Annotated in this window: 12 protein-coding genes and 1 pseudogene; 3 read left to right on the forward strand and 10 right to left on the reverse strand. The window is 62.6% G+C overall.

Features of this window, described 5'->3' with window-relative positions:
• Window positions 1-13: 13 nt before the first annotated feature.
• Window positions 14-1,552, forward strand: a complete 1,539-nt coding sequence (locus AC1RTB_RS01835; protein WP_492876660.1) for a class I adenylate-forming enzyme family protein — start codon at window positions 14-16, stop codon at window positions 1,550-1,552.
• Between the two features lie 102 nt (window positions 1,553-1,654).
• On the opposite strand, the gene AC1RTB_RS01840 is transcribed toward AC1RTB_RS01835, so the two are convergent.
• From AC1RTB_RS01840 to AC1RTB_RS01875, 8 genes and pseudogenes are all read right to left on the reverse strand, one after another.
• Window positions 1,655-2,440 (reverse strand): SDR family NAD(P)-dependent oxidoreductase, encoded by a 786-nt coding sequence (locus tag AC1RTB_RS01840; protein WP_492876658.1) that lies wholly within the window; start codon window positions 2,438-2,440, stop codon window positions 1,655-1,657.
• Window positions 2,437-3,198 (reverse strand): SDR family NAD(P)-dependent oxidoreductase, encoded by a 762-nt coding sequence (locus AC1RTB_RS01845; RefSeq protein ID WP_492876656.1) that lies wholly within the window; start codon window positions 3,196-3,198, stop codon window positions 2,437-2,439. Before AC1RTB_RS01845 ends, AC1RTB_RS01840 begins: the two co-directional genes overlap by 4 nt.
• Window positions 3,195-4,100 (reverse strand): branched-chain amino acid ABC transporter permease, encoded by a 906-nt coding sequence (locus AC1RTB_RS01850; RefSeq protein ID WP_492943793.1) that lies wholly within the window; start codon window positions 4,098-4,100, stop codon window positions 3,195-3,197. Before AC1RTB_RS01850 ends, AC1RTB_RS01845 begins: the two co-directional genes overlap by 4 nt.
• A 126-nt stretch (window positions 4,101-4,226) precedes the next feature.
• Window positions 4,227-5,135, reverse strand: a pseudogene (locus AC1RTB_RS01855) (branched-chain amino acid ABC transporter permease); the annotation flags it as partial.
• A gap of 4 nt (window positions 5,136-5,139) precedes the next feature.
• The gene (locus tag AC1RTB_RS01860; RefSeq protein WP_476801085.1) at window positions 5,140-5,856 is read right to left on the reverse strand and encodes an ABC transporter ATP-binding protein; all 717 of its coding nucleotides are present in this window, start codon (window positions 5,854-5,856) and stop codon (window positions 5,140-5,142) included.
• The gene (locus AC1RTB_RS01865) at window positions 5,849-6,616 is read right to left on the reverse strand and encodes an ABC transporter ATP-binding protein (protein WP_492876654.1); all 768 of its coding nucleotides are present in this window, start codon (window positions 6,614-6,616) and stop codon (window positions 5,849-5,851) included. The genes AC1RTB_RS01860 and AC1RTB_RS01865 overlap by 8 nt, the downstream gene beginning before the upstream one ends.
• Window positions 6,617-6,668: 52 nt before the next feature.
• On the reverse strand, window positions 6,669-6,953 hold the full coding sequence (locus tag AC1RTB_RS01870; protein WP_492876652.1) for a DUF1330 domain-containing protein: 285 nt from the start codon (window positions 6,951-6,953) through the stop codon (window positions 6,669-6,671).
• A 55-nt stretch (window positions 6,954-7,008) separates the two neighbouring features.
• Window positions 7,009-8,208 carry an ABC transporter substrate-binding protein gene (locus AC1RTB_RS01875; RefSeq protein ID WP_492876650.1) on the reverse strand — a complete coding sequence of 400 codons (1,200 nt, stop codon included), beginning with the start codon at window positions 8,206-8,208 and terminating at the stop codon, window positions 7,009-7,011.
• A gap of 240 nt (window positions 8,209-8,448) precedes the next feature.
• Between AC1RTB_RS01875 and AC1RTB_RS01880 the strand changes: the two genes are divergently transcribed.
• Window positions 8,449-10,053: a GMC family oxidoreductase gene (locus AC1RTB_RS01880; protein WP_492876648.1), complete on the forward strand. Its 1,605-nt coding sequence runs from the start codon at window positions 8,449-8,451 to the stop codon at window positions 10,051-10,053.
• A gap of 114 nt (window positions 10,054-10,167) precedes the next feature.
• On the opposite strand, the gene AC1RTB_RS01885 is transcribed toward AC1RTB_RS01880, so the two are convergent.
• Together AC1RTB_RS01885 and AC1RTB_RS01890 are read right to left on the reverse strand one after the other, a co-directional pair.
• Window positions 10,168-11,376 carry an ABC transporter substrate-binding protein gene (locus tag AC1RTB_RS01885; protein WP_492876646.1) on the reverse strand — a complete coding sequence of 403 codons (1,209 nt, stop codon included), beginning with the start codon at window positions 11,374-11,376 and terminating at the stop codon, window positions 10,168-10,170.
• A gap of 98 nt (window positions 11,377-11,474) precedes the next feature.
• Entirely contained in the window at window positions 11,475-12,281 is an 807-nt protein-coding gene (locus tag AC1RTB_RS01890; RefSeq protein WP_492876644.1) for an SDR family oxidoreductase, read from the reverse strand.
• A gap of 183 nt (window positions 12,282-12,464) precedes the next feature.
• On the opposite strand from AC1RTB_RS01890, the gene AC1RTB_RS01895 reads away from it, so the two are divergent.
• On the forward strand, window positions 12,465-14,051 hold the full coding sequence (locus AC1RTB_RS01895) for a FadD3 family acyl-CoA ligase (RefSeq protein WP_492876642.1): 1,587 nt from the start codon (window positions 12,465-12,467) through the stop codon (window positions 14,049-14,051).
• Window positions 14,052-14,066 lie beyond the last annotated feature (15 nt).

A 14,066-nucleotide genomic window follows, 5' to 3' on the forward strand; every position in this document is an offset into this window, starting at 1 on the left:
CAGGAAGACGAGTATGGAAATCCTGAGCCAGATCCTGGCGCGCAACGCGCGGCTGATCGGCGACCGCCGCTTCATCGTGACCGACAAGGAAACGATCACTTATGCGCGTTTCAGCGAGCTGACCGCGCAGCTAGCCAATGTGCTGGCAGCGCGGGGCGTTGCAAAGGGCGACCGCGTCGGGCTGTATCTGCCGAGCACGCCGATGATGGCGATCGGTTTCTGGGCCTGCCAGCGGCTCGGCGCAATCCCCGCGCCGCTGAGCGCCATGTTCCGCCATGCCGAACTGCGTAAGATCGTCACGCAAACCGGCATGAAGGCCCTCGTCGCGGACGGCTCGACCTGGCCCTATTTCTCCGAGATTCGTGACGAGTTTTCAGAGTTGAGGCATTGCCTGGTTGCGTCCGGCGAAGCTGGCGCTGACGACCTTGGCGTGCTGATGGCCGAAGCGCCCACGACCTTTGCGGATGCGCCTTGCGATATCGACGATATCTGCGCCCTGTTCTTTACCTCCGGCACGACGGGCGCCCCTAAAGGAGCCGCCCAGTCGCAGTTCAACCAGTGCTCGACCTTGCGCGACATGATGGTGTCGCATCGGACCCGCTTTGCCGAGGAAGTCTATCTCTGCGCCGTGCCGCTGTTCACCAATTTCGGCCTGACGGTGACGCTCAATTTGTGCCTCTACACCGGCGGCACCATCGTTCTGCACGAGCGCTGGGACACAAGCCGCGTGCTGGCCGACATCAGCAAGCACAAGGCAACCTATTTCGGCGGCACGCCGACCATGTATGTCTACATGGTCAACGAGGTCGACCCGGCCAGGCACGACCTGTCGTCGCTGCGCATCTGCACGACAGGCGGCTCGCCGGTTCCCCAGCCCGTCATCCGTCGTTTCGAGGACCTCTCCGGCGCGCGCGTGACCCAGGTCTACGGCTCTACCGAAACCAGCGGCCAGAACGTCATGGAACCCACTGCCGGCATCCGCAAGGCCGGTTCGGCCGGCTTGCCGGTCGGCAGTTCGCGCATTTCGATCCTCGATGACGACGGCAATGCTGTGCCGCAGGGCGAGATCGGCGAGGTCATCATCGAGGGCGACTGTGTCGCGCAAGGCTACTGGCAGGACGAAAAGGCAACGGCCGAAGCCTTCGGCAATGGCGGCTGGAGATCAGGCGATCTCGGTTATGTCGATGAGGACGGCTACCTGTTCATCGTCGACCGCAAGAAGGACGTCATCATCGCCGGCGGCCACAATGTCTATCCGCTCGAAATCGAAGCGCTGCTCTACAAGCACCCCGGCGTCGCCATGTGCGCGGTCGTCGGCGCACCCGACGAGAGCAAGGGCGAAATCCCGGTCGCGGTGATCGTCAAGGCCGAGGGGCAGGATGTCAGCGCCGAGGAGATCACGCGCTACTGCCGCGAAAACCTTGCCGCCTACAAGGCGCCTCGCGCCATCCACTTCATCGACAACATGCCCGTCGAGGCGGCCAAGATCCGCAAGCGCGAACTGGTGCTGGCCCTGCGCGAAAACCGCATGGACGATTTTCGCAACAAGTGAGCCAGTTGGCTGACACCAACCAAAAAGGCCGCATGTCGCGCGGCCTTTTTTGTTATAGATTATAATGTTGTATGATTTTTCTAGTCTAAAGCTGGAGAGCTTTCAGGCGCTCGCCACATCTCCGGCGCCGCCGAATGCGCTCCAGCCGCCATCCACCGGCAGCACGACGCCGGTGATGTAGGACGCCCAGTCCGACAGCAGGAACACCGCCGCCTGCGCCATCTCTTCCGGTCGCGCCAGGCGGCCGAGCGGCGTGCGCTTTTCCAAGATTGTCGGGTCGAATGCCTTGCGCTCGAGCAGCGCCTCGACCATCGGCGTGCGGGTGTAGGCAGGCGCAATCGCGTTGACGCGAATGCCCCGAGGACCCCATTCGCAGGCCAATGTGTGCGTCAGGTGATTGATGCCGGCCTTTGCCGCCGCATAAGCCGAGCGGCGAGGAAAGCCGCCGAGCCCGACGATGGACGACACATTGACGATGGCGCCGTGCTTCTGGGCCAGCATCGGCCGCGCCGCCGCCCGGCACATCAGATAGGTGCCGCGCAAATTGACGTCGATGATACGCTGCCAGCGCTCGACCGACTGATCGTGGACTGGCAGCAAATCGTCGCCGATGCCGGCCGAATTGAAGACGAGATCGAGCCCGCCCAGCGCAGCGATCGCTTCTGAGACCATCCGCTCGCTGTCGGCTTCGCTTGATACATCGCCTTGCGTGATGGCCTTGGCACCCGTTCGTGCCTGCGCCTCGTCCAGCTTTTCGCGACCAAGGTCGGCGATCACAACTTCGGCGCCGAGATCGTGCAGCAGCTTAGCCGCCGTCTCGCCGATGCCGCTGGCGCCACCCGTGACCAGCGCACGCTTGCCGTCGAGCCGGATAGCAGGTGCTGTCATGACAATGCGTCCGGGTCGCCGCCATCCTCCGCACCCTGGCGGAAGTGGAAATCAGGCTGCCACTCGGCGCGCGGCTGGGTGTGCAGCCGCCAATAGGCATCGGCCACCAGATCGTGATCGTAAGGCGTGCCCGCCTGCATGGTGCCGTGAATGGCGACGGTGCAGACATGCACGCCCGCCTCCGACAGCTCTTTTTCAAGCGACAGGCCAAGGCTACGCAGCGCCGCCTTGCCGAGCGAGGTCACGCCCCATTCGATCCATGGGCCGAAAGCGAGCACACCACCCGTGAGCAGGATCGTGCCCCGGCCGCGTTCGATCATGTCGGGCGCAACCGTCTGCGCGGCATGCAATGCCCCTGCGACATTGGTTCTGAAAGCATCGACGAGGTAGTCAACGCTGGCCGGTTCGCCATGCGCTTTCCAGCCATCAGCGGTGCCGTATTTCACCTCTCCCATGCGCGACGGTGTCACGAACCGCGCCGGCTCGATGATCGCCGCATTGTAGATGAGCACTTCCGGTGCGCCGTATCGTTCGCGGATGGCGGCATGCACCTTGTCCATGGACTCGGGCCTGCCGGCATCACCGACAAACCCGGTGACCTCAAAACCTTCCGCGCGAAGCTCCTGCTCGTAGCGGGCGATCGCCTCGGCGCGGCGGCCGACAAAGGCGACCTGATGACCCTCGCGCGCGAACTTCTTGACGAGCGCCTGGCCGAGTCCCGGCCCCATGCCGATGACGAGGGTAGACGGCGAGCTCATTGCGTCACCTTTGCCTTGGCCGCAGCCTCGGTCCGCTCAGCGCCTTGCGTCTTGCGCTCAGCCCGGTTGGCCAGGAACTCCTCAAGCGTTCCGATCACGCCCTTGCGCAGGAACAGCACGCAAAGAACGAAGATCACGCCCTGGATCACCACCACCCAGGCGCCGAAGGTCGCCAGTTCGCGTTGCAGGGTAACCAGCACCGCCGCACCGACCACAGGCCCGAGCAGCGTGCCGACACCGCCGATCAGCGTCATCAAGAGCACGTCGGCCGAGGTCATGAAGAACACGTCGGCGAGCGAGGCGAGCTGGAAGATGATTGCCTTCATCGCACCCGCTAGTCCTGCCAGCATCGCCGACAAGGTGAACGCGATCAGCTTGAAGCGGTCGGTCGAATAGCCGAGTGAAATGGCGCGCGGCTCGTTCTCCCGGATCGACTTCAGCGTCTGGCCGAAAGGCGAATGGATGATGCGGTAGACGAAGGCAAAGCCCGCCAGGAACACCGCCAGCGTCACATAATACATGTTCAGCGTGTTGGAGAGGTCGATCACGCCGAACAGCGTGCCGCGAGGCACCGACTGGATGCCGTCTTCGCCATGCGTCCAGGGTGCCTGAATGGCATAGAAGTAGATGATCTGGGCCAACGCCAGCGTGATCATGGCGAAATACAGCCCCTGCCGGCGGATCGCGAGCCAGCCAAACAGCGCGCCGACAGCGGTTGCAGCCGCAACGCCCATCAGGATGCACAGCTCTGTCGGCAGTCCCCAGGCAGCAGCCGCATGCGCCGTCACATAGGCCGATGTGCCGTAGAAGGCTGCATGGCCAAAGGCGAGCAGGCCGACATAGCCGAAGATCAGGTTGTAGGCCAAGGCAAACAGCGCCAGCACAAGGATCTTCATGCCCATGATGGGATAGACAAGGAACGGCAAGGCGATGCCGCCGACGGTGAAGACGGCGAGCCACAGCTTGCCGTTTTCGAGGAAGCTGCCGGCGCGGCCGGACGAAACGTCGGCGACCGAGTGACTGGTGGTTTCCTTGCCGAACAGCCCGGCGGGACGGAAGATCAGCACCAGCGCCATGATGATGAAGATCACCGTCGCCGACGCCTGCGGATAAAACACCTTGGTCAGGCCTTCGATGACACCGAGCATCAGACCCGAGACAATGGCGCCAAAGATCGAGCCCATGCCGCCGATCACCACCACCGCAAAGATGGTGATGATGATGCCTTGCCCCATTTGCGGGCTGACCTGGTAGATCGGGGCTGCCATCACACCGGCGAAACCGGCGAGGCCGACGCCGAAGGCGTAAGTCAGCATCAGCAAGCGCGGCACGTTGATGCCGAAGGCGCGCACGAGGTCGGGATTTTCGGTCGCGGCACGGAGATAGGAGCCGAGCTTGGTGCGCTCGACCACATACCAGGTGCTGAAGCAGACGACGATTGCGGCAACGATGACCCAGGCGCGGTAGATCGGCAGGAACATGAAGCCGAGATTGATACCGCCCTTGAGCGAGTCCGGCACGCCGTACATCTGCCCGGCAGCGCCATAATGGACGTTGAACGCGCCCTCGATCGCCATGGCGAGCCCAACGGTCAGCAACAGCCCGTAGGCATGGTCGAGGTCATAGACACGGCGGATGAAGATGCGCTCCATCAGGCCGCCGATGATGGCGACGGCGAGCGGCACGATGACCAGCGCCCACCAGTAGCCGATGGACGGCAGGCCGAGGCCAGGGAACAGTTCTGGTAAACGCAGCAGATACCAGGCGCCGAAGGCGCCGAGCATGTATTGCGCGCCATGCACGAAGTTGCCGATGCGCAGCATGCCGAAGATGATCGCCACGCCAAGGCTCATCATGGCGTAGAACGAGCCATTGATGAGGCCGACGAGAAGCTGGCCGAAAAGCAGTGCAGGCGGAACGCCAATCAGGTCCATCATGGCCTCACACCCCGAGATAAGCTTGGATCTTGGCTTCGTTGCCGGCGAGTTCGTCGCGGCTGAAGCGTTCGACGACCTTGCCGTGGTCGACGACAAAGTGCCGGTCGGCGAGCTTCGAGGCGAAGCGGAAATTCTGCTCGACCAGAAGGATGGTGAAGCCCCTCGCCTTGAGCTTTTCGAGCACCACAGCGATCTGTTTGACGATGACCGGGGCGAGGCCTTCGGTCGGCTCGTCGAAGATCAACAGCTTTGCGCCGGTGCGCAGGATCCGGCCGATAGCCAGCATCTGCTGTTCACCGCCCGACAGCTTGGTGCCCGGGCTCGACCAGCGCGCCTTGAGATTGGGAAATAGCTCGAGGATTTCCTGGACGCTCATGCCGCCCGGGGCGATCACCGGCGGCAATTCGAGGTTTTCCGCGACAGAAAGGCTGGAAAAGATGCCGCGCTCTTCAGGGCAATAGGCAATGCCACGGCGAGCGACGATTTCCGGTGCCTTCTGCGTCAGGTTTTCGCCCTTGTAGCTGATCGCGCCGGTTTTCTTGCGCACCAGCCCCATGATGCAGCGAAGTGCTGTCGTCTTGCCAGCGCCATTGCGGCCCAGAAGCGTGACGAGCTCGCCTTCGCGGATGTCGAAGTTCATGCCATGCAGGGCTTTGCTCTCGCCATACCAGGCATGCAGGTCGGCGATGTCGAGCACCACCTTGTTATTGTTCTCAGTCATCCGCACCACCGATATAGGCCTCGATCACGCGCGGATCGCGCGACACGGTTTCGTAATCGCCCTCGGCAAGCACGCGCCCCTGCGCCAGCACGGTGATGGTGTCGGAAAGGGCAGCGACCACTGACAGATTGTGCTCGACCATCAGGATCGTGCGCTCGGCGGACACCTTGCGGATCAGCTCGGCGATGCGGTCGACGTCCTCGTGGCCCATGCCCGAGGTCGGCTCGTCGAGCAACAGCATCTCGGGATCGAGCGCCAGCGTGGTGGCGATCTCCAAAGCGCGCTTGCGCCCATAAGGCAGGTTGACCGCGACGTGGTTGCGATAAGACAGCATGCCGACGGCGTCGAGCAGTTCGTCGATGCGGTCGTTGAGCACGCCAAGCGTGCGCTCGCTCTGCCAGAAGCGGTAGGACGTGCCGAGCGGCCGTTGCAGCGCCATGCGCACATTCTCGCGCACGCTCATGCGCGGGAACACCGCCGAGATCTGGAACGAGCGGACGATGCCCTTGCGCGCCACCTCTTCCGGCTTCAGCGCGGTGATATCCTCGCCATTGTAGCGGATGGTGCCTTCGCTCGGCGCGAGGAACTTGGTGATGAGGTTGAAGGTTGTGGTCTTGCCGGCACCGTTCGGGCCGATCAGGGCGTGGATGGTGTTGCGCCGAACCTTGAGGTCGACGTCCTTCACGGCCGCGAAGCCGTAGAAATACCGGCTCAGCCCAGACGCCTCGATGATATAGTCGTCCGCAGTGCCTTGTCGCACCTTGTCCTCCCGAATGCTTTATATGATGCGGCGATGCCGCGCTCGCCGGCCGCTAAACGTCGACGAGAATACCCTTGGCGCGTGACGCTACCTGCCTGAGTGCCACGACTTTCTGGTAGTCGTCAGAGCGGTAGAATTGCCGCGCGTCCTCAGCGCTTGGAAACTCGACGACCGAGATCGATGCCGGCTCCCAGCCACCTTCGAGGCTTTCGATGCGGTCGCTCGACAACACGAAACGTCCGCCGCTGCCAGCGAGTATCGGCCCGGCCACCGCGCGATAATGGTCATAGGCCGCCTGATCGGTGACCTCGATGTCGAAGATCAGATAGCCAGGCAAGGTGCACTCCCCAAAGGCATTGCCGGGCCATCAAACGACGGCCCGGCAATAGAACTCAGCTCTTGCCCAGCTTGCAGGCACTCTTGTCGATCGAACGGAATGCGACGTCGGCCGGAACGGTGGTCACGACCTTGAACACGTCCTGCGGATCGGCAGCCTCGCCCGGCGCACGCACCTGAAGCAGCGTGGTGTCGTGGATCAGCCGGCCGTTCGGCAACAGCGTCGCATTATGTGCGAACATGTCGTTGATCTTGCCTTCGCGCATCTTGGCGAGCACGGCGGTCGGCTCGTCGGTACCGGCGGCCTTGACCGCATTGAGGTAGTTGGTGGCTGCCGAATAGGCGCCAGCAGCAACCCAGCCCGGCGCGTTGCCTGTCTTTTTCTGCATCTCTTCCTTGAAGCGCTTGGATGCATCGTCGGTGTTCCAGTACCACGGCGATGCGAACTGGATGCCCTTCAGCGCTTCCAGGCCGATGGCACGTGCGTCCGACTGGTGCAGCACGGTCAGCGCAACGCGCTGGCCCTGGTCGATCAGGCCGAATTCCTGGACCTGCTTGAGCGCATTGACCAGTTCCGGACCATTGACCGTCAGTGCCACGACCTTGGCGCCTGAAGCCTGCGCCTGCAGGATGTAGGACGAGAAATCTGTCGTACCGAGCGGTGCGCGGATGGCGCCCAGGATCTTGCCGCCTTCTTCCTCGACAGCGGTCTTGACGCTCGCCTCGAGCACCTTGCCGGCCTCGTAGTCGGGCGAGATGATGAACCAGCTTTCGCCGCCATCCTTGAGCTGGGCGCTGACCGAAGAGCGCACCTGCGAATAGGCGTCATAGGCCCAGGCAATGCCATAGCCGTTGCAATCGGCCTCGGTCATCTTGTCGGTCATCGGCGAGACGAAGAAGCCAAGCTTCTTCTGGTCGCCAAGCAGCGTGTTGACGGAAAGCGCAATTGCCGAGTTGGCGACGTCGAACAGCGCGTCGACATTGTCGCGCTCCAGCCATTCGCGGGCGATCGACAACGCTATTTCCGGCTTGTTCTGGTGGTCGGCCGAAACCAGTTCGATCGGCTTGCCGAGCACCTCACCACCGAAATCCGAAATGGCGAGTTTCACCGCTTCAACGACCTCGGTGCCGCCAAGCGCGGAGAAGGACGAGCTCTGGTCGTTGAGCACGCCCAGCTTGACGCTCGGCGCATCCTGCGCGGCAGCGCTCAGGGCGGTCGACAGCAGCAATGCCGCCGCGAAAATGGACTTCTTCATATGTTTCCTCCCGAGAAACGAAATCTTTTGCCGCCGATCCGGTATGCGCGGCGGCATGCGCACGAGGCCGGCACACCACGGAGAGCCTGCCGACTATGGACAAGAGATCGCAGACCGCGTCCGATCCCGACATCGTCCATGCGGACTAGCGTATATTCGTTACGTCGACGTTCAGTGGGCTTTCCCCGCTTAGTTCGTTTGTGGGATGCGATAACGTTCCTGATTTACAGACATCGCCGCATGAGCGAATTCGACACGATCATCATTGGCGCCGGATCAGCCGGCTGCGTGCTGGCCAACCGGCTGAGCGAAGACCCCACGCATCGCGTCTTGCTGCTCGAAGCCGGCCCGTCCGACCTGCATCCGCTGGTGCGCATGCCACGCGGCTGGGTAAAGTTAACCAGGCATCCCAAGCGCTCGTGGAACTTCCCGGTCGCACCCGAAGCGGGTCGTCCCGAAGGCGAGGTTTGGGCCCGTGGCCGCGGGATCGGTGGCTCCAGTTCGATCAATGGCATGCTGTATTGTCGTGGTGCGCCAGAAGATTACGACGGTTGGCGCAAGTTTGGCGTGAGCGGCTGGAACTGGTCCGACATGGCGCCTGTCTTCCGCAAAATCGAAAACCATCAGCTCGGCGGAACGGATATTCGCGGGGGCGACGGCCCGCTTGAAGTCAGCATGCGGCCACTTGCCGATCCGCTCGGCAATGCCATCTTCGAAGCCGGCGCATCGCTGGGGCTGGCTAGGCTCGACGACCTCAATGGCGAAACCCGTGAAGGTATCGGCATCTATGCCCACACAGTCGGCCATGATGGCCGCCGCATGAGTGCTGCCCGCGCCTTCTTGCATCCCGCGATGAAGCGCAAGAACCTTGTCGTACGCGCTGGCGTGCAGGCGACGCGTATCCTCTTTGAAGGCCGTCGTGCCGTCGCTGTCGAATGCGACAGCGGCTCGCGCAGGCAAGTCGCGCGCGCCCGGCACGAAGTGATCATCGCTTGTGGCGCGATCCAGTCGCCCCAGCTGCTCCAGGTCTCGGGCATCGGCCCGACAGACGTGCTTGCGGCGGCTGGCGTCGATGTCGTCAAGGCATTGCCGGGCATCGGCAAGAATCTCGCCGAACATCTCGTCGTCGCCCTGCCTTACCGCCTGAACGGCCTGCCTGGCCACAATGGGCGCCTGCGCGGCCTGCGTCTCGTGGCCGAGGTCCTGCGCTATTATCTCGCGGGCACGGGCCTGATGAGTTTTGGGGCCTCCGAGATGGGCGGATTCGTCCGTTCTTCACCCGACGTCGCATATCCCGACCTTCAGCTGTCGCTTTCGCCCTACACCTTCGCGCGCGGCCTGCTGCAAGGCAAACTCAAGCTGGAGGGCAAACCCGGCCTGACGATCATCGGATATGCGCTGCGTCCCGAGAGCCGCGGCGATATCTCCATCCACACGCCTGATATGCGCGACATGCCGCTGATCAAGCCCAATTGGCTCGCCACCGAAGGCGATCGCCACACGGCGGTTGCGATGATGCGGGCCATGCGAAACTTCGTCGTCCAGCCGTCCCTGCGTCCCTACGTGAAAGACGAAATCTGGCCAGGGGCCGAGGTGGAAACGGACGAAGGTTTGCTCGATGCGTTTTGCGGCACATTCGTCTCCGGCCTGCATGCCATCGGCACATGTCGCATGGGTACAGACGCCGAAGCTGTGGTCGACGAACGCCTGCGCGTCCATGGCGTCAACGGCCTTCGTGTCGTCGATGCCTCGGTCATTCCAGCACCGGTTTCAGGCAATACCAACGGCCCGGTCATGGCCCTCGCCTGGCGCGCTGCAGAGCTGATTATTCAAGATAGAAAATAACAATAATATGTTGTTCTAAATACGAATTATAACATCCAACCTTCTACCAACCTCCAAACAAAAAAGCGCCACCGGAATCCGGCAGCGCTTTTTGAAATTCAGGTACTGTTGTGGCTACTGGGCGCAGTCGGCGCGTTCGACCAGACCGTCCTCGCGCAGCAGATAGGGGTTCTTCACCACCTTCAGGCTCTCCACCGAAGGCAGGAAATGGTTGTCGGCACTTGCCGCCAGCTTGCCCGTCAGTGTCTTGATGGTGCCGGCATTGGCCTCGATCCAGGCCGCAATGGACTTGCCATCGGTCTTGCCAGAACCATTCATCGCAGCCGCCATGATGAAGGGCTGGATGTAGTAAGGCGTCAGCGCCGAAGGCCCGCCCATGCGGTCGAGATCGGGAATATCGGCCTTCGCCTTGGCCGCGAACTTTGCGAACTCCTTCTCACCGAGAGCATCGCCGGCACAATAGGTCATGCCTTCGAACTGCACCGCGTAGACACCTTCGAACGGCTCGGCGCCGATCGTTGCCGCGTTGCCCACCGCATAGTTGGTCATGGTCAGGCTCGCCAGCACCGGCACGTCCCAGCCGATGTCGTAGCGGTTCTCAAGCATCTTCCTGGAGTCGTCGCCGATCGAATTGATCAGCAACACCGCCTGCGCTTCTGAACCGCGCAGCGAAAACAGCTGCGGGGTCATGTCTTCGGTGCGGAAGGCGAACTCCTGGATGGCAACAGGCTCGACACCCTTGGCCTTCATGTAGTTGACGATGTCGGCGACAGCCGCCTTCGACATGCCGCCATTGTCCGAGATCAGCGCCAACTTGTTGAGCTTCAGCACGTCGAGCGCATAGGCGATGTTTGGGATCATCTGGTTCTCGCCGATCGGCGAGGTCGAGAAATGATACGGCCCGACCTTGGGCGTCAGTTGGGTCGAGGCGGCGCTTGAAACCTGCGCGATATTCGCTTCCGTGCCGATCGGCATCAAAGGCATGGTTTCCTGGCTGGTGGCGGGACCGACCACGGCCTGCACCTTTTCGCTTTCGACCAGGCGGCGCATTTCGCTCACGCCATGCGTCGGGTCGGTCATGGTGTCGGCCAGAACCAGCTCGACCTTCTTGCCCAAGATACCGCCCGACGCGTTGATGTCGTCGATGGCGCGTTTCCAGGCGATCTCGGCATTCTTGCCGATCGAGGCACCAGCACCGGTCAACGACATGATGCCGCCGATCTTGATCGTCTCTTCGGCTTGTGCGGCGTTGACACCGACAAGCGTGGTGAAGGACATCAGGGCTGCGGCGAGCCTGCGCCGGCTGCGGGGCGTTGAATTCATAATGATCGTCTCCTCAAAATCCCTACCCGCCCTTCCACTCAAAGGTGGGCGCAAACATCGTCCATAAGGACCATTGCTTTGAACCAGCGGCGCAGCGCTCAGCTCGCGTCCGGCTTGGCGTGGCGTTTGATGAGGTCGAGAAACAGCGGCGTCTCGCCGCCGCCATGGACCTCGAGCGTCGTGCCGGTCAGGAAACCCGCTGTTGGCCCGGCCAGATAAAGAGCCGCCTGGGCTATGTCTTCGCCACGGCCCATGCGCTGCATCGGCACCGAAGCGGCGATTGCCTGCTGCGCCTCGCGCGAACCGTAGGTTTCGTCGGCCTTCTCGGTCTCGACCAGACCGACAACGATGGCGTTGACCCGGACTTTCGGTGCCCATTCCTGCGCCAGGCTGGTCGTCAGGCTGAGCAGCCCCGCCTTGGCTGCGCCATAGGCAGCCGTACCTGGCGAAGGACGCCGGGCCGAAACGCTGGCGATGTTGATGATGTTGCCGCCGACCGGCAGCCTGGCCATCCATTGATAGGCAGCCTGCGAAAGATAGAGCGGCGCCATGAGGTTGAGATTGACGATGGCGTCCGAAAACCGTGGCGAAACCGTCGCCGCCTCAACATATGGCGAGCCGCCGGCATTGTTGACCAAAACGTCGACGCGGCCATGCTCTTCTCCGACCCTGTCGATCAGTTCCTTGCAAGCAGCGGACGTGCGCACGTCGCATTGCATGAAGATCGCGCGGCGGCCGTTGGCATGCGGCAAGCTGTCGGGCTCGCCACGCGCGCAGACAACGACAGTCGCGCCCGCGCCCAGAAATCCTTCGGCGATGGCACGGCCGATGCCCTTGGTGCCGCCGGTCACGACGACCACACGTCCCTCGAAAATGCTCGAAGCCGGTTGTGTGGCACTGCTCATGTCGTTCTCCAAGCCTGCGTCTGCCGTTGCGCGTGGTCCTACACGCCTTTAAGTCCATCACCGGCGGGTTTATTCGTCCCTTCGGACGATGCCGGACGGCCTCCGATGCCTATGTTTCCGCCAAACTAGCCCGGCTGGCACTGACACGCCCAGCCAAATCGTCCCCGCCGGACAGGTAGCCAGATGATATCAGAAGACGCCGACTGGAAATTCACCACCATTCCAAACCTCTGCGCGCGCGCGGCCGAAGTCTACGGCACGCGAACCGCCGTCGAGGACGGCATCACCTTGAATTTCGTCGAGCTTGACGCCGTCCGCCGCCGCGTCGCCAAGGCGATGATCGCAGCCGGCGTGCAGAAAGGCGACCGGATCATGATCTGGGCGCCCAACACCTGGAAATGGTTTGCCACAGCGCTTGGGCTGGTTACTGCCGGCGCTGTCCTCATCCCCGCCAGCACCCGCTTCAAGGGCGCCGAGATCGCCGAACTGGTCAAGCGCAGCGGCACCTCGATGCTGTTTTCGGCCGGCACGTTCCTGGGCACCTATTACCCCGACCAGCTCAAGGCGGAAACGCGCGAAATCCTGCGCCAGGTCGTCGTCATCGGCGACACGCGTGGCGGCGGTGACCTTGACTGGGACAGCTTCGTTGCCGCTGGCGACGGCATCAGCGACGCGGAGCTTGCCGAACGCGAGGCGACTGTCGGTCCGGACGACCTGTGCGACATGCTCTTCACCTCTGGCACAACGGGCTATCCCAAGGGTGTCATGTACGGACATCAACAGTGCCTCAAGGCGATCGACGCATGGGCGACACGCGTCGGCATCCGCGAACACGACCGTATCCTGGTGATCCCCCCTTTCTTCCACGCCTTCGGCTACCGCTCCGGCGCCATCGTTTCAATGATGCGCGGCGCCGTGCTGATGCCGCATCTCACCTACGACGCCGGTGAAATCCTCAAGCGCGTTTCGGAAGAAAAGATCAGCGTCATTCCCGGCCCGCCGGCGATCTTCCACGGGATGCTCCAGCATCCGGAACTGGCGAAATTCAACACCAAATCGTTGCGCCTCGGCGTCACCGGCGGCGCGGTCGTTCCGTCGATCCTGATCCGGCGCATGCGCGAGGAATTGGGCTTTGCCGGCGTCGTCAACGGCTATGGCCTCACCGAATGCGGCGGTTATGGCACCATGTGCCTGGCAACCGATCCCGACGAGGTCATCGCCAATACCGCCGGCAAGGCAGCACCCGGCGTCGAAGTCCGCATCATGGGCGACGACAGGATTTTCCTGCCCGACGGCCAGCCGGGCGAAGTCGTCATCCGTGGCTATATCGTCATGAAGGGCTACTTCAACGACCCCGAGGCGACCGCCAAGACAATCGACTCTGAGGGTTGGCTGCACACTGGCGACGTCGGCTATTTCGATGCCGATGGCAATTTGCGTATCGAGGACCGCCTCAAGGACATGTACATCACCGGCGGCTTCAACTGCTATCCGGCCGAGATCGAACGCATGCTCAGCACCCATCCAGCAATCGGCATCGTCGCCGTCATCGGTGTAGCAGACGAGCGCCTCGGCGAAGTCGGCAAGGCTTTCGTCGTGCTGCGACCGGGCACGAGCGCCACCGAAAAGGACATCATCGACTGGTCGCGCGCCAACATGGCCAACTACAAATGCCCGCGCAGTGTCGAAATCCGGCCGTCGCTGCCCACCAGCCCCCAGGGCAAGGTGCTGAAAAATCTTCTGCGCGAAGAAATGCCCCAAGACGCCTGATCGCAGCCGCCGGCC

The sequence above is a fragment of the Aminobacter sp. GW821-FHT11F06 genome (assembly GCF_058808215.1).

Coding starts and splice junctions, on each gene's coding strand:
- AC1RTB_RS01835 (WP_492876660.1), top strand. CDS start 14: ATGGAAATCCTGAGCCAGATCCTGGCGCGCAACGCGCGGCTGATCGGC.
- AC1RTB_RS01840 (WP_492876658.1), bottom strand. CDS start 2,440: ATGACAGCACCTGCTATCCGGCTCGACGGCAAGCGTGCGCTGGTCACG.
- AC1RTB_RS01845 (WP_492876656.1), bottom strand. CDS start 3,198: ATGAGCTCGCCGTCTACCCTCGTCATCGGCATGGGGCCGGGACTCGGC.
- AC1RTB_RS01850 (WP_492943793.1), bottom strand. CDS start 4,100: ATGGGCATGAAGATCCTTGTGCTGGCGCTGTTTGCCTTGGCCTACAAC.
- AC1RTB_RS01860 (WP_476801085.1), bottom strand. CDS start 5,856: ATGACTGAGAACAATAACAAGGTGGTGCTCGACATCGCCGACCTGCAT.
- AC1RTB_RS01875 (WP_492876650.1), bottom strand. CDS start 8,208: ATGAAGAAGTCCATTTTCGCGGCGGCATTGCTGCTGTCGACCGCCCTG.
- AC1RTB_RS01880 (WP_492876648.1), top strand. CDS start 8,449: ATGAGCGAATTCGACACGATCATCATTGGCGCCGGATCAGCCGGCTGC.
- AC1RTB_RS01885 (WP_492876646.1), bottom strand. CDS start 11,376: ATGAATTCAACGCCCCGCAGCCGGCGCAGGCTCGCCGCAGCCCTGATG.
- AC1RTB_RS01890 (WP_492876644.1), bottom strand. CDS start 12,281: ATGAGCAGTGCCACACAACCGGCTTCGAGCATTTTCGAGGGACGTGTG.
- AC1RTB_RS01895 (WP_492876642.1), top strand. CDS start 12,465: ATGATATCAGAAGACGCCGACTGGAAATTCACCACCATTCCAAACCTC.